26 protein-coding genes and 2 tRNA genes are annotated in these 25839 nt (G+C 67.2%); 15 read left to right on the top strand and 13 right to left on the bottom strand.

Features of this window, described 5'->3' with window-relative positions; all coding sequences use genetic code 11:
- Positions 1 to 12: 12 nt before the first annotated feature.
- From hemB to EV283_RS00565, 3 genes are read left to right on the top strand one after another with little or no spacing between them, the layout of a single operon-like run.
- Positions 13 to 1005 carry a porphobilinogen synthase gene (gene hemB / locus EV283_RS00575; RefSeq protein ID WP_130321894.1) on the top strand — a complete coding sequence of 331 codons (993 nt, stop codon included), beginning with the start codon at positions 13 to 15 and terminating at the stop codon, positions 1003 to 1005.
- The gene (locus tag EV283_RS00570) at positions 1002 to 1544 is read left to right on the top strand and encodes a GNAT family N-acetyltransferase (RefSeq protein WP_130321892.1); all 543 of its coding nucleotides are present in this window, start codon (positions 1002 to 1004) and stop codon (positions 1542 to 1544) included. Before hemB ends, EV283_RS00570 begins: the two co-directional genes overlap by 4 nt.
- The gene (locus EV283_RS00565; protein WP_242615717.1) at positions 1534 to 3774 is read left to right on the top strand and encodes a fused MFS/spermidine synthase; all 2241 of its coding nucleotides are present in this window, start codon (positions 1534 to 1536) and stop codon (positions 3772 to 3774) included. Before EV283_RS00570 ends, EV283_RS00565 begins: the two co-directional genes overlap by 11 nt.
- A 40-nt stretch (positions 3775 to 3814) precedes the next feature.
- Here the strand turns inward: EV283_RS00565 and EV283_RS00560 are convergent, their stop codons facing one another.
- Entirely contained in the window at positions 3815 to 4333 is a 519-nt protein-coding gene (locus EV283_RS00560; RefSeq protein WP_130321888.1) for a hypothetical protein, read from the bottom strand.
- A gap of 94 nt (positions 4334 to 4427) precedes the next feature.
- On the opposite strand from EV283_RS00560, the gene EV283_RS00555 reads away from it, so the two are divergent.
- Positions 4428 to 4504, top strand: a tRNA-Arg gene (locus EV283_RS00555).
- A gap of 49 nt (positions 4505 to 4553) precedes the next feature.
- Positions 4554 to 4630: transfer RNA gene (locus EV283_RS00550), tRNA-Arg, on the top strand.
- 7 nt (positions 4631 to 4637) lie between these two features.
- Here the strand turns inward: EV283_RS00550 and EV283_RS00545 are convergent.
- Positions 4638 to 5573 carry an alpha/beta hydrolase gene (locus EV283_RS00545; protein ID WP_165391659.1) on the bottom strand — a complete coding sequence of 312 codons (936 nt, stop codon included), beginning with the start codon at positions 5571 to 5573 and terminating at the stop codon, positions 4638 to 4640.
- A gap of 117 nt (positions 5574 to 5690) precedes the next feature.
- Between EV283_RS00545 and EV283_RS00540 the strand changes: the two genes are divergently transcribed.
- Complete coding sequence (locus EV283_RS00540; RefSeq protein WP_130321884.1) at positions 5691 to 6638, top strand: alpha/beta hydrolase; 948 nt, start codon at positions 5691 to 5693, stop codon at positions 6636 to 6638.
- A gap of 347 nt (positions 6639 to 6985) precedes the next feature.
- Here the strand turns inward: EV283_RS00540 and EV283_RS00535 are convergent, their stop codons facing one another.
- The 5 genes from EV283_RS00535 to yaaA form a co-directional block, all read right to left on the bottom strand.
- Positions 6986 to 7336, bottom strand: coding sequence for a DUF952 domain-containing protein (locus EV283_RS00535; RefSeq protein ID WP_130321882.1), 351 nt, complete (start codon positions 7334 to 7336; stop codon positions 6986 to 6988).
- Positions 7333 to 10113, bottom strand: coding sequence for a DNA gyrase subunit A (gene gyrA, locus EV283_RS00530; protein WP_130321880.1), 2781 nt, complete (start codon positions 10111 to 10113; stop codon positions 7333 to 7335). The genes EV283_RS00535 and gyrA overlap by 4 nt, the downstream gene beginning before the upstream one ends.
- A 121-nt stretch (positions 10114 to 10234) precedes the next feature.
- Positions 10235 to 10513 (bottom strand): hypothetical protein, encoded by a 279-nt coding sequence (locus tag EV283_RS00525; protein ID WP_130321878.1) that lies wholly within the window; start codon positions 10511 to 10513, stop codon positions 10235 to 10237.
- A 251-nt stretch (positions 10514 to 10764) separates the two neighbouring features.
- Positions 10765 to 11451 (bottom strand): SDR family NAD(P)-dependent oxidoreductase, encoded by a 687-nt coding sequence (locus tag EV283_RS00520; protein ID WP_130321876.1) that lies wholly within the window; start codon positions 11449 to 11451, stop codon positions 10765 to 10767.
- Positions 11448 to 12197: a peroxide stress protein YaaA gene (gene yaaA / locus EV283_RS00515; protein WP_130321874.1), complete on the bottom strand. Its 750-nt coding sequence runs from the start codon at positions 12195 to 12197 to the stop codon at positions 11448 to 11450. The genes EV283_RS00520 and yaaA overlap by 4 nt, the downstream gene beginning before the upstream one ends.
- Positions 12198 to 12375: 178 nt before the next feature.
- On the opposite strand from yaaA, the gene EV283_RS00510 reads away from it, so the two are divergent.
- Positions 12376 to 13668: a hypothetical protein gene (locus EV283_RS00510; protein WP_130321872.1), complete on the top strand. Its 1293-nt coding sequence runs from the start codon at positions 12376 to 12378 to the stop codon at positions 13666 to 13668.
- Between the two features lie 224 nt (positions 13669 to 13892).
- On the opposite strand, the gene EV283_RS00505 is transcribed toward EV283_RS00510, so the two are convergent.
- Complete coding sequence (locus EV283_RS00505; protein ID WP_055880606.1) at positions 13893 to 14360, bottom strand: Lrp/AsnC family transcriptional regulator; 468 nt, start codon at positions 14358 to 14360, stop codon at positions 13893 to 13895.
- A 197-nt stretch (positions 14361 to 14557) separates the two neighbouring features.
- On the opposite strand from EV283_RS00505, the gene EV283_RS00500 reads away from it, so the two are divergent.
- A complete protein-coding gene (locus EV283_RS00500; protein ID WP_207223015.1) occupies positions 14558 to 16435 on the top strand; it encodes a HAMP domain-containing sensor histidine kinase in 1878 nt (625 codons plus the stop codon).
- On the top strand, positions 16432 to 17415 hold the full coding sequence (locus EV283_RS00495; protein ID WP_130321870.1) for a WalW protein: 984 nt from the start codon (positions 16432 to 16434) through the stop codon (positions 17413 to 17415). The genes EV283_RS00500 and EV283_RS00495 overlap by 4 nt, the downstream gene beginning before the upstream one ends.
- Positions 17416 to 17499: 84 nt before the next feature.
- Here the strand turns inward: EV283_RS00495 and rpsI are convergent, their stop codons facing one another.
- From rpsI to EV283_RS00480, 3 genes are all read right to left on the bottom strand, one after another.
- A complete protein-coding gene (gene rpsI, locus EV283_RS00490) occupies positions 17500 to 18057 on the bottom strand; it encodes a 30S ribosomal protein S9 (RefSeq protein ID WP_082444975.1) in 558 nt (185 codons plus the stop codon).
- Complete coding sequence (rplM, locus tag EV283_RS00485; protein WP_082444974.1) at positions 18057 to 18536, bottom strand: 50S ribosomal protein L13; 480 nt, start codon at positions 18534 to 18536, stop codon at positions 18057 to 18059. The genes rpsI and rplM overlap by 1 nt, the downstream gene beginning before the upstream one ends.
- 120 nt (positions 18537 to 18656) lie before the next feature.
- Entirely contained in the window at positions 18657 to 19700 is a 1044-nt protein-coding gene (locus EV283_RS00480; protein ID WP_130321868.1) for a COX15/CtaA family protein, read from the bottom strand.
- Between the two features lie 134 nt (positions 19701 to 19834).
- On the opposite strand from EV283_RS00480, the gene EV283_RS00475 reads away from it, so the two are divergent.
- Both EV283_RS00475 and EV283_RS00470 read left to right on the top strand, forming a co-directional pair.
- Positions 19835 to 20218, top strand: coding sequence for a MerC domain-containing protein (locus EV283_RS00475; RefSeq protein WP_130321866.1), 384 nt, complete (start codon positions 19835 to 19837; stop codon positions 20216 to 20218).
- Positions 20219 to 20259: 41 nt separating this feature from the next.
- A complete protein-coding gene (locus EV283_RS00470; RefSeq protein WP_056410624.1) occupies positions 20260 to 20727 on the top strand; it encodes a transcriptional repressor in 468 nt (155 codons plus the stop codon).
- Positions 20728 to 20780: 53 nt separating this feature from the next.
- Here EV283_RS00470 and EV283_RS00465 read toward each other — a convergent pair whose 3' ends face one another.
- Entirely contained in the window at positions 20781 to 21314 is a 534-nt protein-coding gene (locus EV283_RS00465; RefSeq protein ID WP_130321864.1) for a GNAT family N-acetyltransferase, read from the bottom strand.
- Positions 21315 to 21406: 92 nt separating this feature from the next.
- Here EV283_RS00465 and dxs point away from each other — a divergent pair, with 92 nt between their 5' ends.
- Positions 21407 to 23329 (top strand): 1-deoxy-D-xylulose-5-phosphate synthase, encoded by a 1923-nt coding sequence (gene dxs, locus EV283_RS00460; RefSeq protein WP_056413070.1) that lies wholly within the window; start codon positions 21407 to 21409, stop codon positions 23327 to 23329.
- A complete protein-coding gene (locus EV283_RS19015) occupies positions 23326 to 23493 on the top strand; it encodes a hypothetical protein (protein ID WP_156359463.1) in 168 nt (55 codons plus the stop codon). Before dxs ends, EV283_RS19015 begins: the two co-directional genes overlap by 4 nt.
- A 42-nt stretch (positions 23494 to 23535) precedes the next feature.
- Here the strand turns inward: EV283_RS19015 and EV283_RS00455 are convergent, their stop codons facing one another.
- Positions 23536 to 24207 carry an alpha/beta hydrolase gene (locus EV283_RS00455; protein WP_130321862.1) on the bottom strand — a complete coding sequence of 224 codons (672 nt, stop codon included), beginning with the start codon at positions 24205 to 24207 and terminating at the stop codon, positions 23536 to 23538.
- A gap of 201 nt (positions 24208 to 24408) precedes the next feature.
- Here EV283_RS00455 and EV283_RS00450 point away from each other — a divergent pair, with 201 nt between their 5' ends.
- A complete protein-coding gene (locus EV283_RS00450) occupies positions 24409 to 25182 on the top strand; it encodes a TlyA family RNA methyltransferase (RefSeq protein WP_130321860.1) in 774 nt (257 codons plus the stop codon).
- A gap of 84 nt (positions 25183 to 25266) precedes the next feature.
- A complete protein-coding gene (locus EV283_RS00445) occupies positions 25267 to 25824 on the top strand; it encodes a TspO/MBR family protein (protein ID WP_242615716.1) in 558 nt (185 codons plus the stop codon).
- The last annotated feature ends 15 nt before the right edge of the window (positions 25825 to 25839 follow it).

The raw sequence follows: 25839 nt of genomic DNA, 5'->3' as shown, positions 1-25839 counted from the left end.
AAAGCCCCAAACATGACCGCAAGCTATCCCGCGCTTCGCCTCCGTCGCACCCGCGCCTCCGCCTGGAGCCGCCGCCTCCATGCCGAGACCGTGCTGACTCCCGCCGACCTGATCTGGCCGCTGTTCGTCGCGGACGGCGAGGGCGTCGAGCAACCGATCGCCAGCCTGCCCGGCGTCTCGCGCTGGTCGGTCGACGGCATCGTCGCGCGCGGCCGTGAGGCGCGCGACCTGGGCATCCCGTGCATCGCGCTGTTTCCCTACACGCAACCCGAACGCCGCACCGATGACGGGCGCGAGGCGCTCAACCCCGACAATCTGATGTGCCAGGCGATCCGCGCGCTCAAGGACGCGGTGCCCGAGGTCGGCGTGCTGACCGACGTCGCGCTCGATCCCTATACCAGCCACGGCCATGACGGGCTGGTCGACGCGGCGGGCTATGTCGTCAACGACACGACCGCCGAGATGCTCGTCGCGCAGGCGCTCAACCAGGCGAATGCGGGCGCGGACATCATCGCGCCGTCGGACATGATGGACGGTCGGATCGGCATGATCCGCAGCGCGCTCGAGGCGGACTCGCACCACAATGTCCAGATCATGTCCTACGCCGCCAAATATGCCAGCGCGTTCTACGGCCCGTTCCGCGATGCAGTCGGCAGCCGCGGATTGCTGAAGGGCGACAAGAAGACGTACCAGATGGACAACGCCAACGCAGAGGAAGCGCTGCGCGAGGTCGCGATGGACCTGGCGGAGGGCGCCGACACGGTGATGGTCAAGCCTGGCCTGCCGTATCTCGACATCATCGTCCGCGTCCGCCAGGCGTTCGAGGTGCCGGTGTTCGCGTACCAGGTGTCGGGCGAATACGCGATGATCGAGGCTGCGGTCGCCGCTGGGGCCGCGGAGCGCGACGTCATGGTTCTCGAAACGTTGATGTCGTTCAAGCGCGCGGGCTGTTCGGGCGTGCTGACCTATCACGCAGCGCATGCGGCGAAACTGCTCGGCGGATGATCGAGACCGAGCGGCTGACCTTGCGCGGCTGGCGTGACGACGATGCCGCCGCGCATCACGCGATGTGCGCCGATCCGGCGGTGATGGCGTATCTCGGGCCGCCGCCCTCGCCGGCCGAGTCTGCGGCAGTGGTGGCGCGTCAGATTGCGATCCTCGCCGACTATGGCGCGTGTTTCTGGGCGCTCGAGCGGCGCGATACCGGTGCGTTCATCGGCTGGTGCGGGATCAAGCCCGGCCCGGTCGGTACGCCGATCGAAGATAAGCCCGAGATCGGCTGGAGTCTGGTCCGCGATGCGTGGGGGCAGGGGTACGCGCGCGAAGCCGCCAAGGCGGCGCTGGCCTGGGGCTGGGCCCGGCTCGACCTGCTGACGATCTGGGCGATGACCGTGCCGGCCAATCGGTCGAGCCGAACGCTCATGGACCGGCTCGGCATGACCCGCGTGGTCGACGGCGACTTCGATCACCCCAAGCTCGCCGAAGACGACCCGCTTCGCCGCCACATCCTCTACCGGATCGACCGTCCCGCCTATGTCCGATAACTCCTTGGGCGCGCATCGTCCGTTGATGGCACGCTGGTGCCGGACGATGTTCGTCGCGACGATCCTGACGGGATCGTTCCTGCTGTTCCTCGTCCAGCCGATGGTCGCGCGGATGGCGCTGCCGCGGTTGGGCGGCGCGCCGGCGGTGTGGAATTCGGCGATGCTGGTGTACCAGGCGCTACTGCTCGCGGGCTATGCCTATGCGCATTTGCTCGGCCGGGTGCGGCCGCGGGCGCAGGCGGCAATCCATCTCGGCGTGCTGATCGTCGCAGCGCTGTGGCTGCCGATCGGGCTGGTCGCGATGGCGCCGTCGGCAGAGGCGCAGCCCGCGCTCTGGGTGCCGTGGCTGCTCGGGCTGTCGATCGGGCCGCTGTTCTTTGCGGTCTCCGCGCAGGCGCCGTTGATCCAGCGCTGGTTCAGCGATGCGAGCGGGGGCGGCGATCCGTACGCGCTGTATGCCGCCTCGAACCTCGGCAGTTTCGCCGGGCTGATCGCCTACCCGCTGCTGGTCGAGCCGCTGATGGCGGTTCGCGGCCAGAGCCTGTTGTGGAGCGGCGGCTATGTCCTGCTGATCGTGCTGGTGCTCGCCTGCGCCACGCGGCTGCCCAAGACCGCGGCGGTCGACCATGTCGCCGCGACCAGCGCGCCGCCGGGCGCCAAGCGGATCGCGCACTGGATCGCGCTGGCGCTGGTGCCGTCGGGGATGATGCTGGCGACCTCGACCTATATCACCACCGATATCGTCGCGATGCCGCTACTGTGGGTGATCCCGCTCGGGCTGTATCTGCTGAGCTTCAGCGTGGCGTTTGCGAACGATCGCTGGCTCGCCGACCTGTTGACCCGGATCGCGCCCATCACGATCCTGCTGTTCGGCGGGATCATCATGGGCGGCGTGAACGAGCGGCCGTTCTTCAGCGCGGGGATCGCGCTGCTGCTGCTGTTCATGATCTCCGTCGCGTTGCACACCGCGTTGTACCGAAAGCGCCCCGCACCCGACCGGCTGACCGGCTTCTACCTGGCGATGTCGGCGGGCGGGGCGCTTGGGGGCGTGTTCGCCGCGCTGGTCGCGCCGGTGGTGTTCGACTGGACCTACGAATATCCGCTGCTGATCCTGGCCGCGGGCGCGCTGGTGCCGCAACTCTATCTGGTCGAGCAGGTCCGGCGCCTCTGGACCGCGGAGGGGCTTACCAAGTGGATCGCGCTCGCGGCGATGGTCGTCGTGGTGGCGGTCGTCGCGGGGCTGCGCATCACCGACCCGACCGGCGCGTTCGGCGAGAGCCGGCAGGGTGTCGACTTCCTGGTCATCGCGACGCTGGGCCTGGCGGCGATCGGCGCCCGCGTGCCCTACATGATCGTGCTCGCCGGCGCGCTGATCCTGTTCGGCGGGTATCGCAGCCTCGAACTCTCGATCGAGTCGGGCGCGCGCGTCCGCAGTTACTTCGGCGTGTATACGGTGCGAGACGAGCCGGGCCCAAATGGCGGTACGCGCGAACTCGATCACGGCACGACCGTCCACGGCATCCAGCTGCGCGGATCGCCCGCGCGCGAGCGGACGCCGACGACCTATTACGCGGTCGGTTCGGGCGTGGGGCAGGCGATGCTCGCGGCGCCTGCACTGTACGGCCCCGGCGCCCGGATCGGCGTCGTCGGGCTGGGGACGGGGACGCTGTCCTGTTACGCCCGGCCCGGCCAGCGCTGGCGGTTCTACGAGATTGACCCGGCGATCGTCCGCATCGCGCGCGATACCGGCCAGTTCACCTATCTGTCGCGCTGCCAGCCCAATCCCGAGATCCGGCTGGGTGATGCGCGGATCGCGCTGGCGCATGATGCGGCCGACAGCCTCGATCTGCTCGCGCTCGATGCGTTCTCATCCGATTCGGTGCCGATGCATTTGATGACCCGGGAGGCGTTCGCGACCTATGGCCGGGTGCTGGCGCGCGATGGCTTGCTGCTGGTGCATATCTCGAACCGGTTCATCGATCTCGAACCGGTGATCGCGGCGGCGGCACGGGAGGGGGGCTGGATCGCGGTCGAGATGAAATATCGCCCGCCGAGCCTGCTTGTCGACCGTGCCTCGGCATCCGACTGGGTGGCGCTGTCGCGCGAGCCGCGCGCGATCGCAGCGCTGCGCGCGACCGATCTCGACTGGAGGCCGCTACGGCCGCGCAAGGGGTTCACGGGGTGGACCGACGACTACTCGACGATCCTGCCGCTGTTGAACGGGTTATAAGCCTTCTTCTCTCCGTGGCGGGGGAAGGGGGAAGGCGTGCTCAGGCCGCGGGCATGCTCGCCTGGATTCGCGCGATCGTCGCGGTTTGGCGATCGGTCTCGGCTTGTGCCTTTGCCCGGATAGCCGCCAGCGCGGGATAGTCGGGCTGCAGCTTGGCCGCCCGATCGGTCGCGCGCGCCTCGATGTCGGTCACCAGCGACGAACTTTGCGCGCGCCAGTCGTCGAGCCCCGCCAGCGCGCTCTGCGCCGCGATCCACGCGTCGCTGCCGACCGCCGCGCCGCGCGCCGACCGCGCCAGCGTCTCCGCCTTCCCCGCATCGCGCGCGAAACCCGTAGAGATCGCGGCGAGCTTGCCGGCGATCGTGGCGATGTCCTTATCGAGCGCCGGATCGGGCGCCGCCACCGCCGTCTTTACTTCGGGCTCGGCGAATCCCAGCTTCTCGACCGGCCGCAGACCGAGCGAGGGATAGCTGTTCGTATCCGCACTGCACGCCGCCGTGGCGAGGGCGGCGAGGACGGCGGCGAACGGCGCAAGGCGAGGCGAGGGGGCGTGTTTCATGCTTGCCGCTCTATGCCGCCAACGCTTTGCACACAACTTTCTCGCGGCAGACCCTTGCGCCCCCGAAAATGCCTGCTATCAGCGCCCCTCCAGTGCACCCATAGCTCAGCTGGATAGAGCATCAGACTACGAATCTGAGGGTCGGGCGTTCGAATCGCTCTGGGTGCACCAGGATTTTCCGCTTTACAGCGGCGCGGCCGAGCCATGATGGCAAGGCGATGCACCCATAGCTCAGCTGGATAGAGCATCAGACTACGAATCTGAGGGTCGGGCGTTCGAATCGCTCTGGGTGCACCATTCTTCCTCACCGGTTTTCGAGCCACGCGGCGATGCGATCTAGCAGCCGTGACGTGGCGTCGGTGTGCCCGCCCAGCTGCAGGACCGCATGGATCATCCCGTCGATTCGGTGATGATCGACCGCGACGCCCGCCTCGCGCAACCGCCGGCCATAGTCTTCGCCTTCGTCGCGCAAGGGATCGTTCTCGCACGTCACGAGCATCGTCGGGGGGAGCGCGGCCAGATTGTCCGCAAGGACCGGTGATACGCCCGGATTAGCGCGGTCGGCGTCCGAGGCGAGATACAGGTCGATCTGGCGCTTGAGCGACTCCGCATCGATGATGTTGCCGTCTTCGCTCTTCCGCGACGGATAGTCGGCGCCGCGGCGTAGGTCGGTATTTGGATATAGCAGGATCTGCCCATGCAGCGGCGGGCCGTTCTCGGCCACGGCCCGCGCCGCCAGCGCAGTCGCCAGCGTCCCGCCGATGCTGTCGCCGGACACGACGATCCGTGACAGATCGATCGCTAGCGCCTCCGCGCGGGTGCTCAGCGCCGTCAGTGCGATCCAGCCATCGTCGAGCTGCGCAGGGAAGGGGTGTTCGGGGGCAAGTCGATAGGCGGGCGCAGCGACCAGCCAGCCGGTGCGGTTGGCCAGCGCGCGCAACGCCGGGTCGTGCCCGTCGATCGATCCGGCGATCGCGCCGCCGCCATGGATGTGGAGCAGCAGCGGCAGCGGACCGGGCTTGGGCCGATACAGGCGGATCACCAGCCTCCCGGCCCCGGACGGCACCAGTAGGTGCGTGATCGCGTGCACCGGCTCCGGATCGCCGGAAAACGTCTTCAACAGCGTGGTCTGGTAGCGAAAATTGGCCAGCCACGTAGCGTCATCGGTTTCCGCAGCGTCGCTCGCGTCCGGCGCAAGCGTGGCGATCGTCTCGAGTATCGTTCGGGCCTGTGGATCCACCGGCGCATCTCCTTCGCAGGTCGGACGTTCGACGCGGGGACGGGTTCCGCGGTAGATGCGCTGCGACTTTGGACAAGGCCGCGCGTTCGGCGCACAGAGACGATGAAGGAGACGGTGATGAAGCGGACGAGCAAGGGGTTGATCGGTGGTGCGCTGTTCACGGCGGTATCGGGGCTCGCGCTATCGATCTATTCGAGCCGGATCGCGCGCCGCGCGGAGGAACTGGTCCCTGCGGACGGCAGGTTCCTCGACGTCGCTGGCGCACGGCTGCATTATATCGACGTCGGCAGCGGCCCGACGATCGTCATGGTCCACGGTCTTGGCGGGCAGTTGCGCAACTTCAGCTATGCGCTCGTCGATCTGCTGAAGGACGATTACCGCGTGATCGTCGTCGACCGGCCGGGATCGGGTTATTCGACCGCGACGGGCGCGATGCCGGGGATCGTCGGGCAGGGCGCGATCATCTCCGACTTCATCCAGAAGCTCGGGCTCGATCGTCCCTTGCTGGTGGGGCATTCGCTCGGCGGCGCGATCGGGTTGGCGGTCGGGCTCGACCATCCGCACCTGATCCGCGCGCTCGCGCTGATCGCGCCGCTGACCGGGCCGCAGGAGAGCGTCCCCGAAAGCTTCCGCGGGCTCGCGCGCGTGCCCGCGCGCGCACGGCTCGGGTTCGCGCAGGTCCTCGGCACGCCGCTCAGCCGGCTGACGTCGGCCAAGACGCTAGAGGGCATTTTTGCACCCGAGGCGGTGCCGGAGGATTTCGCGACTCGTGGCGGTGGTGCGCTGTCGCAGCGGCCGATCGCGATCGCGGCGGCGGCGGCGGATCTGGGCGGCGTCAACGACGATCTGACGCCGATGGCCGAACGTTATGGCGAGATCGGCGTGCCGACGCGCATCCTGTTCGGGCGACAGGATGCGATCCTCGATCCGGCCTATAACGGTCACCGGACTGCGGCTGCGATCCCGGGCGCGAAGATCGACACGATCGAAGGCGGCCACATGATCCCGATCACCGCACCGGAGGCCTGCGCCCGGTTCGTCCGCGCGGCGTTTGCGGCGGGGTGAGGGGCTGACACCTTCGAGCGTCGGTACCGCACCACTCCGGCTAAGGCCGTGGTCCAGTTGGGCAACGATGGTAACGGCGCGGGGGTAACGGCGCGAGGCGTCCGAACACCGTCGGCTTTGCCAACTGGAGCCTAGCCTTCGCCGGGGTGGTGGTTTGTGGAGGATGGCGAACGCGGCTGAAGGTGCCGCGGCCGAGTGGACCGCCGGCTACACTCAAGCATGCGGCGTCGGTAACCCGCACCGCTATGCCACGATCGAACACCAGCTCTCGCGTCCTTGGTCTCCCGCGAAGGCGGGAGAACAGACTAGGTCCCCGCCCTCGCGGGGAAACCTGGCTTTGGCTGGGCTTACCCCGCGACGGGGAGTTTGACCTTGCCCGTGTCGTCGCGCTCCAGCGGGCCGTAGGAGAGCACGGTTTCGAGCAGCAGCGGGCCGCCATAGATGTGCGGAAACAGCTGGCCGCCGCGAGATTCTTCCCACGTCACGTCGTCGCCGATCGCTTCGAGATCGATGGCGGCGACGTGCAGGTCCGACTGGCCAGCGAAGTGCTTGTCAACCGTCTCGGTCAGCTGTTCCGCGGTCGAGAGGTGAATATAGCCATCGGCGATATCCACCGGCGCGCCGGCGAAGCTGCCGCTTTCCAGCGTCGCCAACTGCTCGCCCGTCAGCACCTTGTAGGCGATCGGATCGCGGGTCATTCTGCGTCCCCCTGGCCTTCGGTCGGATCGCCGGCCGCAGTATCTTCGCCGATCGTGGCACCGGTGTCGGGTGCCAGTTCCGGCGTCGCGTCGGCGAGGTTGACTGCGGCGTCCTCCTCGGTTTCCTCGATCCGCGCCGCGGAGACGACATGCTCGCCCTTTGCCACGTCGAACAGCTTCACGCCCGCCGAGTTGCGGCTGATGACGCGCAGGCTGGCCAGCGTCGTGCGGATCAGCTTGGCCTGGTTGGTCACCAGCATCAGCTGATGGCCCTTGGCTGCGGCAAAGCTCGCCACGACCGGACCGTTGCGGCCGATATTGTCGATGTTGGTGATGCCCTGACCACCGCGACCCGTGCGACGATAGTCGTACGCGCTCGACAGCTTGCCGTACCCGTTCTCGCAGACCGTCAGGATGAACTGCTCGCGGTCCTTGAGATCGTTGTAGCGCTCGTCGCCCATCCCGTGATCGCCCTCGCGCTCGCCCTTCCAGGGGGCGAACTTCAGGTACGTCTCGCGCTCCTCGGGGGTCGCGCCGACACGGTGGAGGACCGACAGCGAGATGACCTCGTCGTCGCCCTTCAGCGTCACGCCGCGCACACCCGTCGAGGTGCGGCTCTGGAACTCGCGGACGTCGTCGCCGGCAAAGCGGATCGCCTTGCCGAGCCGCGTCGCGAGCAGCACGTCGTCATGCTCGGTAAGCAGCGCGACGCCGATCAGCTTGTCCTCGGAGCCCTCTTCGAAGCGCATCGCGATCTTGCCGTTCGACGGCACGTTGGTGAATGCATCCATCGCGTTGCGGCGGACGAGCCCGCGCTGCGTCGCGAACATCACGTGGAGGCGGCTCCACTCGCTCAGATCCTCCGGCAGCGGGAGCACGGTCGAGATCGTCTCGCCCGGCGCCAGCGGCAGCAGGTTGATCATCGGCCGACCGCGCGTGGCGGGGCCACCCTCGGGCAGGCGCCAGACCTTGTAGCGATACACCTTGCCGAGGTTCGAGAAGAACAGCACCGGCGTGTGCGTCGAGGTGACGAACAGCTCGGTGACGACATCCTCGTCCTTCGTCGACATGCCCGCGCGGCCCTTGCCGCCGCGTGCCTGCGCGCGAAACGTGTCGAGGCTGGTGCGCTTGATATAGCCCTGCATGGTCACGGTGACGACCATGTCCTCGCGCTCGATCAGATCCTCGTCGTCGATGCCGTTGGCGGCCGCGGCGATCTCGGACCGGCGCGGCGTGGCGAATTCGTCGCGGATCGCGATCAGCTCGCCGCGCATCACTTCGTACAGCTTGGCGCGGTCACCGAGGATGTGGAGCAGCTCGGCGATCGAGGCCGCCAGCACCTTCAGCTCGTCGCCGATCTCGTCGCGGCCAAGCGCGGTGAGGCGGTGGAGGCGCAGATCGAGGATCGCGCGGACCTGCGGCTCGGATAGCTTGTAGATGCCCTCCTGCTGCTTGTCCTCGACCGCCTCGACGAGCGCGATGTACGGCGCGATCTCCGCGACCGGCCATTCGCGCGCGAGCAGCTTGCCGCGCGCTTCGGCGGGGCTCGACGACCCGCGGATGATGCGGACGACCTCGTCGAGGTTGGTGACGGCGATGACGAGGCCGAGCAACAGATGCGCGCGCTCACGCGCCTTGGCGAGCTCGAACTTCGAGCGGCGCGTGATGACCTGTTCGCGGAACGTGATGAACGCGCCGATGATGTCGCGCAGGTTGAGCAGCTCGGGGCGGCCGCCGCGGATCGCGAGCATGTTGGCGGGGAAGCTCGACTGCGCAGGCGTGTGGCGCCAGAGCTGGTTGAGCACCACGTCGGGGGTCGCGTCGCGCTTCAGGTCGATGACGATGCGCACGCCCATGCGGCTCGATTCGTCGCGAATGTCGCTGACGCCTTCGATGCGCTTGTCTTTGGCGGCTTCGGCGATCTTCTCGACCAGGCCGTTCTTGCCGGTCTGGAACGGGATTTCGGTGAGGACGATCGAGCGACGGTCGCCCTTGCCCTCCTCGACGACGTGGCGCGAGCGGACGATGATCGAACCGCGGCCGGTCTCGTAGGCGGACTTGGCGCCTGCACGGCCGAGGATGATCGCGCCGGTCGGGAAGTCGGGACCGGGGACGATCTCGAACAGTTCCTCGGTCGTGATCGCGCCGTTGTCCATGTAGGCGAGACACGCGGCGATCACTTCGCCGAGATTGTGCGGCGGGATGTTGGTCGCCATGCCGACCGCGATGCCGCCGGCGCCGTTGACGAGCAGGTTGGGGAAGCGCGCCGGCAGCACCGACGGCTCGCGCTCCGACCCGTCATAGTTCGGCGTGAAATCAACGGTATCCTTGTCGAGATCGCCGAGCAGCGCATTGGCGACCTTGCCGAGGCGGGCCTCGGTATAGCGCATCGCTGCGGGCGGATCGGGATCCATCGAGCCGAAGTTGCCCTGACCGTCGATCAGCGGCACGCGCATCGACCAGTCCTGCGTCATGCGGGCCAACGCGTCGTAGATCGAGCTGTCGCCGTGCGGGTGATATTTACCCATCACGTCACCGACGATGCGTGCCGACTTGCGGTAGGGCTTGCCGGCGACGAAGCCGCTTTCGTGCGCGCCGTAGAGGATACGGCGATGGACGGGCTTCAAGCCGTCGCGGACGTCGGGGAGCGCGCGCGCGACGATGACGCTCATCGCATAGTCGAGATAGCTCGACTTCATCTCGTCGACGATCGAGATGGTGGCAATGCCGGCCGGCTCGCCGCCGGTGGGTTCGGCGAGGATGGTCTCGTCGGTCAAATCTGAAGGCTTTCCGGTTGTGTCGGTATGATGACACACCTTAGCCGAGGGGCGTACGCCTTACTACCCCCGCGCACGCGTACGCACGCGAGGGAGAAGGGTTTCATCGCTAATTCAGGGGTTATTTGCAGGCAGCCTTGGTCTTGTTGCCGGCGAGCGAGCAATTGTACGTGACGGTCTTGCCGTTCGCGAGCTTGGCGCTGACCATCCGGCCCTTGGCGACCGTCGTGGTGCGCTTGGCGACGCGGGTGTTGCCCATCGGCGTGGTGGTCTTGGTCGTCGTGGTGTGCGTCGCGACGGTCTTTGGCTGCGCGGTCTTGGCTTGCGTCGCGGCGATCGCGGCCGTGCCGGACAGGAGCGCGGCGCCGGCGAGGATCGCGAGGGGGAGGGACTTCGTCATCGGGGATATCCTCTCTGTTTCGACCTTGGTGGACGATGCGCAGAGAGTGGGCGCGGGGACCTGAACGCAGGGTGGCGGACAGGTGAAATCCGCGTCATCGAGCAGGGAGGGGTGGCGATCCTCCCCCGCCAGGGGGAGGTGGCGCCGAAGGCGACGGAGGGGGCGGACACGGCGCGGCGGTTGTCCCTTACCTCCCCCTCCGTCTGGCAAGCGCCAGCCACCTCCCCCTGGCGGGGGAGGATTGCGCGCGGTCAGGGCGTGACCTCGACCCCGTCCCATGCGAAGAGCTTGCCGCTGTCGGGTGCGCGCAGGCCGTCGATCACGTCGAGCAACTGCACCGCCGCCCGGTCCGCCTTGAACAGGTTGCCCGGGGTCACATTGCCCTGGAACGGCGCCGACAGCCCGGTGTCCACCGTCCCCGGATGCAGGCCCACGACGATGCCGCTCGAATTGCGCCGCTTGTCCTCGATCGCAATCGTCTTCACGAGCTGGTTCAACGCCGCCTTCGACGCGCGGTAGCCGTACCAGCCGCCGAGCCTGTTATCGCCGATGCTGCCGACCCGCGCCGAGAGCACCGCGAACACGATGCGGCCCGTCTTGGGCATCGTCGGCAGGAAATGCTTGGCCACCAGCGCCGGCCCGATCGCGTTGATCGCGAAGTTGCGCGCCATCCACACCGGGTCGAGTTCGCGCATCGCCTTTTCGGGGCCCTTGTCGCCGTCGTGGAGCAACCCCGTCGCGACCACCACCAGCGTCGGTGATCCCACCCGCGCGGCGGCTGCCGCGATGCTCGCCTCGTCCTCCAGATCCAGATGCCGGTCGCCGCTCTCGGAGCGTGCGAACCCGAACACGGTGTCGAACGCGCCTTCCTCTATCAGCGCCTCTTCGAGCGCCTTGCCGATCCCGCCCGAGGCGCCGATGACGACCGCGCTGCTCACTTGCGCACGAACCGGAACTGCGCGTCGGTGCTGCCCGCCGCGTCATAGGCATAGCCGTCGCTGTCGAACCCCTTGATCCCCTCGATGTCGTCGATCCGGTGCTCGACCAGCCAGCGCGCGACCATCCCGCGCGCCTTCTTGGCGTGGAAGCTGACGAACTTCTGCGCCTCGCCCTCGCGGAAATCGATCGCCACGACGCGGATCGAGGCGGGCAGTTTCCCTTGCGCCGCCGCCCAATATTCCTGGCTGGCCAGGTTTAGGATCGTCCCCGATCCCTCCGCCTCGACATCGTCCACAAGCAGCTTGGCGATCCGGTCGCCCCACCAGTCGGTGAGCTTCGTCTTCCGCGGCGCCCAGCGCGTGCCCATCTCCAGCCGATAGGGGCGCATCAGGTCGAGCGGCCGTAGCAGGCCGTACAGCCCCGACAGCAACCGGACATGATCCTGTGCGTAGTCCACCGCCGTCTCGTCGAGCGTCTTGGCTTCCAGCCCGGTATAGACGTCGCCCGCGAACGCGAACATCGCCGGCCGCTCGGGCAGCGTGTCGAAATCGCGGAACCGGTCCGCGTTCAGCTTGGCCAGCGCGGGCGAGATATGCATCAGCTCGGCCAGCTTCTTCTGCGTCAGATGCGCGGCGGCATGCGCCAGCGTCGTCGCCTCGGCGGCAAAGCGCGGCGTCGTCGGCTCGAGCTTGGGCAGCGCGCTCTCGTAATCGAGCGTCTTGGCGGGCGATAGGACAGCGATCATCGCTGCGATCTAGCGGGCGCGGGGAGTGCGTTCAATCGACGTTCACCCGCTAATTTGCAGGGGGCTAATTTGCAGACGGGGGATCCGGACCGCTTGCTTGAACGTATGCACCACGGACCATATAGCGTCGCGGCGCGCCACCGAGGTGAGCGGGCCGACGCAGAGGGAGAGTTTCCGCATGAAGACCATTTCCAAGCTAGCACTGGTTGCGGCGTTCGCGACCGGCGCCAGCAGCATGGCGCTCACCACGCCCGCCTTCGCCAAGGACAAGAAGGCCGACGCCGCAGCGACCGTGAAGCTGAGCCCCGAAGTGCAGAAGCCAGGGCTTGCCGCACAGACGGCGCTGACCGCCAAGGATTATGCGACCGCGCAGACCGCGATCGACCAGGTCGATGCCGCCGCGAAGACCGATTACGAAAAGTATATCGGCGCCGCGCTGCGCTATCAGCTCGAATCCGAGAAGCTGGTTGCGGCACAGACCGCAAACCCGAACGCGCCGATCAACGAGACGACGCTGGCGACGCCGCTCGACGCGCTGATCGCCAACCCGGCGACACCGGCTGCCGATCGCGGTCGCTATGCCTATCGTCGCGGCGCGCTCGCCTTCAACGGCAAGCAGTACCCGATCGCGCTCCAGTATTTCGCAAAGGCCAAGGAGCTCGGCTACTCCGATCCGAACCTGCCGCTGCAGATCATCAAGGCAAAGATGGATAGCGGCGATGTCGCCGGTGCCACCGCCGATCTCGACGCCTCGATCACGCAGATGAGCGCGTCGGGTCAGAAGGCGCCCGAGGAATATTACCGTTACGCGATCGCCAAGTCCTATGCCGCCAAGCGCAAGCCCGAGACGATGGCATGGCTGAAGAAGTGGATCACTGCCTATCCGTCCGCCAAGAACTGGCGCGACGTGCTGATCCTGTCGGGCATCCAGAAGGACGCGCTGATCACGCTCGACGAGCCGCAGAAGGTCGACATCTTCCGCCTGATGCGCGCGACCAACTCGCTCGCCGATCAGACCGATTATCTGCAGTATGCGGATAGCGTGAACCGTCGTGGCCTGCCGAGCGAAGCGCAGGCGGTGATCAAGGAAGGTCTGGCATCGGGCAAAATCCCGGCCGCGAACACGATGGCAAAGGGCCTGCTGGCGGATGCGACCAAGAACATCGCAGCCGACGGTCCGCTGTCGGGTCTGGAAAAGCGCGCCGCGACGGCACCGAACGGCAAGCTCGCCGCCGGTACCGCCGATGCGTATCTCGGCCAGAACAACTATGCCAAGTCGGTCGAGCTTTATCGTCTGGCGCTGACCAAGGGTGGCGTCGATGCCGACGACGTGAACCTGCATCTGGGTATCGCGCTCGCACGCTCGGGCGACAAGGCCGGCGCGGCGACCGCGTTCTCGGCGGTCAAGGCATCGCCCAAGGCGGATATTGCGGGTCTGTGGACCACGTGGCTCGGCGCACCGGCTGCCTAAACGGCACGGAGACTTGTTGAATGGAAACGGGGCGGCAGCGATGCCGCCCCGTTTTCGTTTGGGGGATCAGTGTCCTCGCCCGCCAAAGGGAAATGGTGCCGGAGGCGACGGAGGGGGAGGGCGCGGAACGGCGGTGTCCGGTTCCACGTCAGCCTCGCCAGCCCTTCCTCGAAGGGATCCGCCAGGGTCGTAAAGTCAGCAAGCAGGCGCCCAGCGACGAAGCGTCAGTCCACCACCACCGGGATCCCCGACAGCGCCTTGGCCGTCCGGATCGTCAGCGACGTCTTGACGCTCGCCACGTTCGGCGCGGGCGTCAGGTGCGTCGTCAGGATCTCCTGGAAGCTCTTGAGGTCCGCCGCGACGATCTTGAGGATGAAGTCGATTTCGCCGTTGAGCATGTGGCATTCGCGGATTTCCGGAATGTCGGCGATATGATGCTCAAACGCGGCAAGATCATGCTCGGCCTGGCTGCGCAGCGACACCATCGCGAACACCGTGATGGGAAAGCCCAACCGGCTCGCATCGAGATCGGCGTGATAGCCGCGGATCGCCCCTGCTTCCTCCAGCGCGCGGACGCGGCGCAGGCATGGCGGTGCCGTCAGGCCCACCTGGTCGGCCAGGTCGACATTGGTCATCCGACCGTCGGCCTGCAACAGCGACAGGATCTGCCGATCGATCCGGTCAAAACTCATTTCACGCAACTCCCGATAGGCATCGCAAACCAAGCGATTCATTCCTCATAGCGATAAGATTGTTGCGGCGAAACGCAATTGTCCCACTATGCGACGAACGTCTTCTGTCACGCAAATGCGCTGTTCCGTCGTTTGGCCGGCGGCGTTAAGGAATCGGTACGGAGAGCGTGGTACGCCCACCCAAACCGGGGAACGATGTGCGGTTCGACGATAGCCTAAAGACGATCCTCGCTGCCGATATGGCCACCGGCTTCGGCGCGCAGTCCGCATGGCGGCAGCTCGTCGACCTGATGGGGCGCGGTCGCGCGGCGGTCGACGAGCCGGCGATCGCGCGGTTGCGCCTGCTGCGTCAGGCGGTGCCGGTCGAGGTCCGTGCCGCCAGCGCGCGTGCGCTCGCCTTTGCCCGCCCCGATGCGAAGCTGGTCGGGTTCTTCGCGGAGGACACGCTGGCGATCGCCGCGCCAGTGTTGCGGACCGCCATGCTCGAGTCCGACGATTGGCTGGCGATCCTGCCGCGGCTAACTCCCGCGAGCCGTTCGGTGCTGCGCCATCGCCGCGATCTGCCCGCGGAGGTCGAGCGCGGCTTGCAGAGCTTCGGACCGGTCGACTTCGTGTTGCCGCAGCCCGATCCGCCGATCGTGGCGGAAGCGATCGTCGTCGAACCGATCGCCCCGGAGCCGGTGGTCATCGAAGAGCTGGCTGTTGAAGCGGCGGTCATCGAAGAGCCACTCCTCGCAGAGCCCGCGATTGCGGAGTCTGTCGTCGAGCTGCCGGCACCGCGTCGTCTCGCTGGTGAAGCGTCGCTCTACAGCGCGCCGCTCAGCGAGACCCCGTTCATGGCGCTCGGCGCGGTCGCGCGCGGCCTGCCGTTCGTCGCGGAGGCGTTTCGTCATGCCGAGATGGCCGAGGCCGAGCCGACGGTCGCACCTGCCGGCGCATCGCCCGCGGACCGGTTCGAGATTTCGGATCTCGTCGCGCGGATCGAGGCATTCAACCGCGACCGCACCGCCGAAGCCGCCACGCCGACGCCGGCCGCTGCCGAGATCGAGAGTTTCCGGTTCGAAACCGACGCGCAGGGCGTCATCCGCATGATCGACGGCGTCGCCCGCTCGGCGCTGATCGGCGTGTCGCTCGCCTTTGCCGCGAAACAGGGCGAGGCGCAGCTCGACGGCGTCGCGGCAGGTGCGTTCCGCCGTCGCTCGCGGTTCAGCGACGCGCGGCTCGAAGTCGGCGGGTTGTCGGATGCGTTCGGATCGTGGCGGCTGTCGGGGGTGCCTGCGTTCGAACATGCGTCCGGTCGCTTCATCGGCTTTCGCGGTACCGCCCGCCGTCCGCGCCGCGACGAGGTCGCGCAGCCGGTGCGCGCGACGTCGCCCGTTGCGGATTCGCTGCGCCAGCTCGTCCATGAACTGCGCACGCCGACCAACGCGATCGCGGGGTTCGCCGAACTGATCGAGACCCAGCTGCTCGGCCCCGTGTCGCCCACCTATCGCGATCGCGCGACCGCGATCCGGACGCAGGCGGGCGACCTGCTGTCCGCGATCGACGATCTCGATACCGCGGCGCGGATCGAGGGGCATGCGCTCGACCTGCGGCCGACGACGGTGCCGGTCCGGGCGTTGCTCGACCGCGTCGTGCGCGATCTTCAGCCGCTCGCTACGTTGCGCGGCGCGAGCCTGGCGGTGGCGATGCCCGCGGGGGACTGCGATATTCTCGGCGACGATCGTGCGGTCGAGCGACTGGTCGGCCGGCTGCTCGCCGCGCTCGTCTCGGCGGGGCGTCAGGGCGAACAGCTCGGGATCGTCGTCCTGCCCGTCGGCGACACGGTCACGATCGCGTTCGACCGGCCAGCCGCACTTGCGGCGCATGCGACCGACGTGCTGCTCAGCATCGACGCCGAACAAGCGGGCGAGGACGGTGCGCCGTTGCTCGGCACGGGCTTCGCATTGCGGCTGGCGCAGAACCTCGCGGTCGAGCTGGGCGGCGTGCTGACGATCGGCGCGGATCGGCTGACGTTGCAGCTGCCTGCTGCCGACGTCGTGCAAGCGGAGCGCGCCGCCGACGATCAGCGGTGACGTACCGCCCGCCGCAGCCGACCGAGGCGCAGCGCGTGGCCTGGCCCGACGCGTTCGGAACCCGCTTTACCGTCTTCGTGGACGTCGAAGAGGAATTCGACTGGCGCGCGCCCCTCAGTCCCCGCAATCGCGCGACGACCGCGATGGCGGCCTTTCCCGACGCGCACGCCCGCTTCGCCCACCGCGGTGTCTCGCTCAACTGCATGATCGACCACCCGATCGTCACCGACCCAGCCTCGGTCGCGATTCTGTCGCGAGTCGTCGAGGATGGCCGGTCCGAGATCGGTACGCAGTTGCACGCCTGGGTGAATCCGCCGTTCGAGGCGCCGCTGACAGCCACCGAGAGCTATGCCGGCAATCTGCCGCGGGCGCTGGAGGCGGCCAAGCTCGAGACGCTCACGACGATGATCGCCGGGGCGTTCGGGACGTCGCCGCGTGCGTACAGGGCCGGGCGATACGGGATCGGCCCCAACAGCTTCGGGCTGCTGGCGGCGCTCGGCTACCGGATCGATAGTTCGGTGCGCCCCGGCTATGATTATAGTGCCGATGGCGGCCCGGACTTCACGATGGCGAAGGCGGCGGCATTTCGGACGGGCGGCATCGTCGAACTGCCATTGACGACCGTCTTTACCGGCCACGCGCGTCGGGGCGGCGGCGGGTTATATCGAGCGCTTGGCCACCTACCCAAGGCGCGCGGGCTGTTCGCGCGCACGCGGTTGCTGTCGCGGATCGCGCTTACGCCCGAGGACATGCCGATCGCGGCGGCGCTGGAGGCGGTCGCGGTTGCGGCCGGCGAAGGGCTCAGGCTGTTCAACCTGTCCTTCCATTCGCCGTCGCTTATGCCGGGCCACACGCCCTATGTCCGCGACGCTGCCGACCTGCGGCGGTTTCACCACTGGTGGACGACGATGCTCAACGCGTTCGATCGCCGCGGGATTCGCAACGCATCGCTCGACGAGATCCTGACCGCGCTGGACTAGGCGAGCGCGGTCCCTGCTCAAGATACAGAAAGGGCGGCCCGTTGCCGGACCGCCCTTCTGATACGCAGATACTGAAAGCGAGTTTTAGCGCTTCGAGAACTGGAAGCTACGACGGGCCTTCGCCTTGCCGTACTTCTTACGCTCGACGACGCGGCTGTCGCGGGTCAGGAAGCCTGCCGACTTGACCGTGGCGCGCAGCACCGGCTCGAAGCGGGTCAGTGCCTGGCTGATGCCATGCTTGACCGCGCCGGCCTGGCCCGAAAGACCACCACCCTTGACGGTGCAGACGACGTCATACTGACCTTCGCGCTCGGTGATACCGAACACTTGGTTGATGACGAGACGCAGCGTCGGACGTGCGAAATACACTTCCTGGTCACGACCGTTGATCGTGATCTTGCCGGTGCCGGGCTTGACCCAGACGCGCGCGACGGCGTCCTTACGACGGCCGGTCGCATAGGCGCGGCCCTGCTTGTCGAGGATCTGCTCGCGCAGCGGCATAGGCTCGCGGACGGGCTCGTTCGAGACCGGCGCTTCGATATCGCCTTCGCTGGTCGGCAGCGTCTGTGCGGCGGGGGCGGCCGGCGCGGGCTGGTTGGTCAGGCTCGCGAGATCGGCGAGCGACTGGCGGTTGTCGGACATTATGCGCCCACCTTGTTCTTGCGGTTCATGCTGCCGATGTCGAGCACGGCAGGGTTCTGTGCCTCGTGCGGATGCTCGGTGCCCTTGAAGATACGCAGGTTGCGCATCTGCTCACGACCCAGCGGGCCGCGCGGAATCATGCGCTCAACAGCCTTTTCGAGAACGCGCTCCGGGAAGCGGCCGTCGAGGACCTTGGCAGCAGTGATGCCCTTGATGCCGCCGGCGTAACCGGTGTGCTTGTAATAGATCTTCTTCGCCGCCTTGTTGCCGGTGAAGCGGATCTTGTCAGCGTTGATCACGACGACGTTGTCACCGCAATCGACATGCGGGGTGAACGACGTCTTGTGCTTGCCGCGCAGGACGTTGGCGATGATCGATGCGGCACGACCGACGACGAGACCTTCCGCGTCGACGATATGCCACTGCTTCTCCACCTCGTGCGGCTTGGCCGACTTGGTGGTCTTCATGAGCGCCTTCATGGGCGTTGGACCTTCCAGATTGAATGCAAGCGCGCCGCAGGTTGCCCCGCAGCGCGAATGCCGGCCTAATGCTGAAACGGGCTCTTCAAGTCAAGCTTTCCGCCGGTTTGCTGACGGGTATTATGATACCCGACGTGCGCTGCCGACCGCGTGGGCGGCGAACATGGCAGCGATAAGCAGCAGCGCAGCGTTGCCCTGGTGCGCCACTGCGACATCGATCTGGACGCCGGTCATCAGCGTGGCGATGCCCAGCATGATCTGAAGCGTGACGAGCCCGACGACGAAGAAGCCTGCCCGGCTGCCGGCCTTGGTCGCGATGACCGCCAGCCAGACAAGCCCGGCAGCCGCGGCGAACGCGAACCAGCGGTGGATGAACTGGACGACGATCGGATTGTCGACCGCGTTGCTCCACGCCGGGTTCACCATCGGGACGTCGGCGGGGAACAACCCGTCGCCCATCAGCGGCCAGCTGGCGAAGGCGTAGCCTGCGTCGAGCCCCGCCGTGAACGCGCCGTACACCAGTTGCACGAACAGCAACGCCAGCGCGACGATCGCGACGGGTGCGAGACGGGCAGGGGCCGCGAGCGGATTGCGGTGCAAGGCGGACAGGTCGAGCGCGGTCCATATGATGCCGGCAAGGATCGTCAGCGCCGTCAGCAGGTGCACCGCCAGCCGGATATGGCTGACGTCGGTCCGCACCGACAACCCCGACGCGACCATCCACCAGCCGATCGCCCCCTGGAACGCGCCCAGCGCGAGCAGTGCCGACAGCCGCCAGCCATAGCCCGCCGGGATCCGCTTGCGCACCGCGAACCAAAGTAGCGGGACGGCGAAGGCGATGCCGATCAGCCGGCCCCACAAACGGTGGAGATATTCCCAGAAGAAGATCGCCTTGAACCCGCCCAGCGACATGTCGGCGTTGAACGCGGCATATTCGGGGATGCGCTTGTAGTTGGCGAACTCGGCCTGCCACTGCGTGTCGTTCAGCGGGGGAATGATGCCGCTGATCGGCTTCCACTGCGTGATCGACAGCCCCGACTCGGTCAGCCGCGTGATGCCGCCGATGACGACCATCGCGACGATCAGCCCCGCGACACTATAGAGCCACAGGGCGACCGCGCGCGGGCGGGCTTTGGTGAGAAAGGCGGCGCTGGGTTGAAGCATGTCGGCGCAAATACTCCACACGGGCGCGCGGCGCCATCGCTTCGTGTCGGCCGTGCAACGCCGATCAATTCGGGTGGAAAAATCTGTGATGTAATGTTGTATCCTGTCAATCGTGCGGCTATATTCCTGGCACGATGACGCCTTCCGCCACGCATACCCACCGCTTCGCCGGGCTCGACCGCTATGCGATCGGCCTATCTGGCCTGTGCATGGTGCATTGCCTGGCGACCTCGGTGCTCGTGGCATTGATGTCGACCGCGGGCGGTTTCCTGCTGGATCCGATCTTCCACGAGGTCGGGCTGACGATCGCGATAGGCTTGGGAGCGCTCGCGCTCGGCCGCGGCGTGCTGCATCATGGCTATATGATGCCGGCTGCGATGGGCGCGCTTGGGCTCGGGATCATGACGGGCGCGATGACGCTGCCGCACGACAGCGGTGGCGGCGAGACGCTGTGGACGATCATCGGGGTCGGCCTGCTCGCGTTCGGGCACGATCTCAATCGTCGGGCGGAGACCTGAGCGGCTTGCTGGAACTGCTCCGGCATCCTACCTCGTACGCCATGGCGCACGCCCACACCCACACCGAACCGCAAGGCGCCGATCTCACCGTCGCGGCGCAAACCACGCTCGAAAAGGCGGGGGAGCAATGGACGGCGATGCGCGCAAGCGTGTTCGCGGCACTTGCGGGGTTCGACAAGCCCGCCTCGGCTTATGACATTGCCGAAGCCGTGTCGAAATCGGAAGGGCGTCGGGTCGCGGCGAACAGCGTGTACCGAATCCTCGACCTGTTCGTCGGCGCGAACCTCGCTCGCCGGGTCGAAAGCGCCAACGCGTACGTCGCCAACGCGCACCCCGACTGCCTGCACGATTGCATCTTCCTGGTCTGCGACTCGTGCGGCCAGACGACGCATCTCGACAATGATGTGATCACGCGGGGCGTCCGCAATGCCGCAGAAGCTGCCGGCTTTGCCCCTGTTCGTCCGGTAATCGAGGTACGAGGCCGCTGCGCAGACTGCGAAGCGAAGTAAGGCGCTCGTACCCGAACCTACTCTATTCTCCGCCGCCAGGGGGAGGATCGTATCTACCGCAAGGCCTTCCCCATCCGGATCATCGGCACAGGAACATCGCCCGGCGTTTCGATGCGCTCGATCGGCTGATAGCCACACGCCCGGTACAACGGCTCACCAGCAAGCGTTGCCATCATCTCCGCTCGCGCGAACCCGGCGTCGCGCGCTGCCGCTTCGCATACCGACAGCACCAGCCGGCCGACACCGCGCCGCACGAAATCGGGATCGGTATACATCGCCCGGATTCGCGCGGCATCCTGGCGTGGATCAAGTAGCGCGGCATCACGCAGTGACGTGCTGTGGTCGCCGCCATACAGCGTCGCGCGCCGGCTCCAGCCACCGCAGCCCGCCAGGCGTCCGTCGCCGGCATGGACCAACAGATACGTCCCGTCCGCGATCAACTGCGTATCGAGCCCCATCACCGCCCGGCTTGCCGCGACCTGCGAGGGCGTGAGGAAATCCCCCTGCAACGCCCCGATTGCGCGCACCATCAGCGCAGAGATCGCGGCAATGTCCGGTTCGCGGGCGAAACGATGCGTAAAGTCCATGGCGGTGCAGTTCCCGAGCAATTTCAGCGCGAATGCTACGCCATGACACGGTAACAATCGACACGATAGGCGGGCTGCATTAAGCGAGGATGATGGCCGATCTTCCCGCGACCCCGCTGCTCGACACCGTTTCGACGCCCGACGACCTCCGCAAGCTGCGCCCGGACCAGCTCCGCCAACTCGCCGACGAACTGCGGACCGAGACGATTTCCGCGGTCGGCACCACCGGCGGGCATCTCGGCTCGGGGCTCGGCGTGGTCGAACTGACGACCGCGATCCACTATGTCTTCGACACCCCGCGGGATCGGTTGGTTTGGGATGTTGGTCACCAATGCTATCCGCACAAGATCCTCACCGGGCGGCGCGACCGGATTCGCACGCTGCGCCAGGGCGGCGGGCTCAGCGGCTTCACCAAGCGTAGCGAGAGCGAATACGACCCGTTCGGCGCGGCGCATTCGTCGACGTCGATCTCGGCCGCACTGGGTTTCGCGGTCGCCAACAAGATCGCGGGCACGCCCGGCAAGGGAATCGCGGTCATCGGCGACGGCGCGATGTCCGCGGGCATGGCCTATGAGGCGATGAACAACGCCGAGCAGGCGGGCAATCGCCTGGTCGTCATCCTCAACGACAACGACATGTCGATCGCGCCCCCGGTCGGCGGGCTGTCGGCGTATCTGAGCCGAATCGTATCGAGTCGCGAGTTCCTCGGCATCCGCGAACTCGCCAAGAAGCTTGCGCGCCGCCTGCCGCGCCCGTTCCACAATGCCGCGCGCAAGACCGACGAGTTCGCCCGCGGCATGACGATGGGCGGCACGCTGTTCGAGGAACTGGGCTTTTACTATGTCGGCCCGATCGACGGTCACAACCTCGAACACCTGATCCCGGTGCTCGAGAATGTCCGCGATGCCGAGGAGGGCCCGATCCTCGTCCATGTCGTGACCAAGAAGGGCAAGGGCTATGCCCCCGCCGAGGCCGCCGCGGACAAATATCACGGCGTCCAGAAGTTCGACGTCATCTCCGGCGTCCAGACCAAGGCCCCCCCGGGCCCGCCGCAATATCAGAACGTCTTCGGCGCGCAGCTCGTCGCCGAAGCCGCCAAGGACGAGCGGATCTGCGCGATCACCGCGGCGATGCCGTCGGGCACCGGGCTCGATGCGTTCGCCAAGGCCTATCCCGACCGCTTCTTCGACGTCGGCATCGCCGAACAGCACGGCGTGACGTTCGCCGCGGGACTTGCCGCGCAGGGCCTGCGCCCGTTCTGCGCGATCTATTCGACCTTCCTCCAGCGTGCCTATGACCAGGTCGTCCATGACGTCGCGATCCAGAACCTGCCGGTCCGCTTCGCGATCGATCGCGCGGGCCTCGTGGGGGCGGATGGCGCGACTCATGCGGGGTCGTTCGACGTCACCTATCTGGCCACGCTGCCGAACTTTGTCGTGATGGCGGCGGCGGACGAGGCAGAGCTGGTGCACATGACGCACACCGCGGCGCAGTATGACGCAGGCCCGATCGCTCTGCGCTATCCGCGCGGCAACGGCACCGGCGTCGCGTTGCCCGAGGTTCCGGAACTGCTCGAGATCGGCAAGGGCCGTATCGTGCGCGACGGCAAGACCGTGGCGATCCTGTCGCTCGGCACACGGCTCGAGGAGGCGCTCAAGGCGGCCGAGATCCTCGAGGCGAAGGGGCTGAGCACGACCGTCGCCGATCTCCGCTTCGCCAAGCCGCTCGACATCGACCTGATTCGCAAGCTGCTGACGACGCACGAAGTCGCGGTGACGATCGAGGAGAATTCGGTCGGCGGGTTCGGCGCGCACGTGCTGACGCTGGCGTCGGACGAGGGGCTGATCGACGGCGGGCTCAAGCTGCGCACGCTGCGCCTGCCCGACACGTTCCAGGACCAGGACAAGCCCGACGTCCAATATGCCGAGGCGGGGCTCGATTCGACCGCGCTGGTCGACACCGTCCTCAAGGCGCTGCGGCACAATTCGGGCGGAGTCGCCGAAGCGCGCGCATGACCGGTCCGACCAAGGGCATCGTGATCATCGCGCTCGCGGTGATCGTGATGGTGTCGCTGAACATCGCGATGTGGCGACGGATGCGCGGCGGCCTCGCGGCGGCGAAGGCCGAGCAGGCCGCGAACCCCGAACGGTTCGATGAGGACGGTTCTCGGATCCCGTAACGGAGCACCACCCCGGACTCGGCCGGCGTGGTGTACCGTTTGTCATCCGCCCAGATAATGCGTCTGGGCGGCATCCGTGGCGTTCACCGCCAAAATCGAGCGCGCCCGGCTTGGCGGCAGTGGCTGCCCCCGGCCATCGCCGCTCGCCGCGATGACGCGTTCGAGCAGGTCCTGACCTTCGCGCCACCAGCCGATCCCGCTGGCCGCGTTCAAATGCCCTTGCGGCCCGGCTTCGACGAAGTGGCTGCCCCAGTCCGCGGCCATGCTGTGCGCACGCTCGGGGCTGACCCAGGGGTCGTCGCTGCTCGCTACGACGATCGAGGGGAAGGGCAGCGGCGTGCGCGGCGTGGGTGAAAAGCCCTTCAGCTCGGCTTGCGCGCCGCCACGATCGACGTCGGCGGGTGCGACCAGCAGTGCGCCCGCGACCGGCCAGCCATAAGGCTGCGGGCTCAGTTCGGCCCACCACGCGACTGCTAGGCACCCCAGGCTGTGCGCGGCGAGGATCACCGGTGCATCCGCCCGGCGTATCGCCTCGTCGAGTCGCGTGACCCAGGCGTTGCGGTGGGGCGTGTTCCACATTCCCAGTTCGACTCGGACGGTATCGGGCCGCGCGTCTTCCCACAGCGTCTGCCAGTGCGAAGGGCCGGACCCGCCGAGCCCCGGCACGGTGAGGATGGTCGGTTGGACGGACTCATACGGTGCGAAATGACCCACAGCGCTTCTCCTTCTCCGGACCCCTTTTTGCAGGGTGGGAGCGTAGCCGAACGACGCTCTAGGGGACGCCGTGCGGCCACGCTCTCCAACGATGAAGATACTCCCACCAATTCGGTAGGCAATGACATTGCGGCGAAAGGAAGGCAGCTTGCGATGACCGGACGGCGCGACGATAGGCTCTCGGATGGCAAGGATATCGGCATGGTGAAGATACGCGCGGACCAGATGCTGGTCGACCGGAGGCTCGTCGAGTCGCGCACGCGCGCGCAGGCGCTGATCATGGCGGGGCTGGTGTTCGCGGGCACGAAGAAGGTCGACAAGCCCGGCCAGACTCTACCCGACGACGTGGTGCTCGACGTCCGCGGCCGCGATCATCCCTGGGTGTCGCGCGGGGGGATCAAGCTTGCGCACGGCCTCGCGCATTTCGGCTGGGACGTTGCGGGCCTGGTCGCGATCGACGTCGGATCGTCGACGGGCGGCTTTACCGACGTGTTGCTGAAGGGCGGCGCGACCAAGGTCTATGCGGTCGATAGCGGGACCAACCAGCTCGCATGGTCGCTGCGCCAGGACGACCGCGTCATCGTCCACGAGCAGACCAGCGCGCGGATCCTGACGCCTGTGCATATCCCCGAACCCGTCGACCTGATCGTTTGCGATGCGAGCTTTATCGGGCTGGCCAAGGTGCTCGAACGCCCGATGTCTTTTGCCAGGTCGGGGGCGCGGCTGATGGCGCTGGTCAAACCGCAGTTCGAGGCTGGCCGCGAGGAAGTGGGGAAGGGGGGCGTCGTCCGCGACCCCGCGATCCACCGGCGCGTCTGCGACGAGGTCGCAGCGTGGCTGACCGCGCAGGGCTGGCACGTCGAGGGTGTGGTCGAGAGCCCGATCACCGGCCCCGAGGGCAATGTCGAGTTCCTGATCGCCGCGCGGCAGGGGGCGGACGCGACGGTCGACGACGGGACGGCCGTGCCGGAATGAACCACTAGCGGAACGATTATCGCCCGATCACGGTTTACCGATCGCGAAATGCGCGGCAGGACGTGCCCGCGTGAAGACGGAAGGATGTGTGTGGGCGGTATCGCTTCGAAGGGCCAGTTGAGGATGTCGTTCCTCCGCTGGGCGGTCGTGACCGTGCCCCTGGTCCTGCTGCTCGGCTTCGTGTCGGGACGCTCGGTACCCGTCGGCAGCGAGAATGGCTGGTACATGGCGCTCGCCAAGCCGGCGTTGAACCCGCCGGGCTGGGTATTCCCGGTCGTCTGGACGACGCTCTACGTCATGATCGGGCTTGCGCTGGCGATGATCCTCAACGCGCGTGGCGCTCGCCAGCGCCCCCTAGCCGTGGGCCTGTTCGCGGCGCAATTCGTGCTCAACCTCCTCTGGACGCCCACATTCTTCGGCGCGCACAGGATCGGTGCTTCGGTGCTGGTGATCGTCGCGATGCTGATCCTGTCGATCGCCGCGACCGTCGTCTTCGCGCGGATCCGGCCGGCGGCGGCGTGGCTCATGGTGCCCTATATGGTGTGGATCAGCTTTGCCGGCGTACTCGCGTTCAGCATCGGGCAGTTGAACCCCGACGCCGAAACCCTTGCGCCGGCCAGCCATACGTCCCAAATGCTGTAACGCAGCAATCTGTTG

It is taken from the genome of Sphingomonas sp. BK036 (assembly GCF_004216825.1).
Taxonomy (GTDB): domain Bacteria; phylum Pseudomonadota; class Alphaproteobacteria; order Sphingomonadales; family Sphingomonadaceae; genus Sphingomonas.
This window is presented reverse-complemented; position numbering and strand designations above follow the sequence as displayed.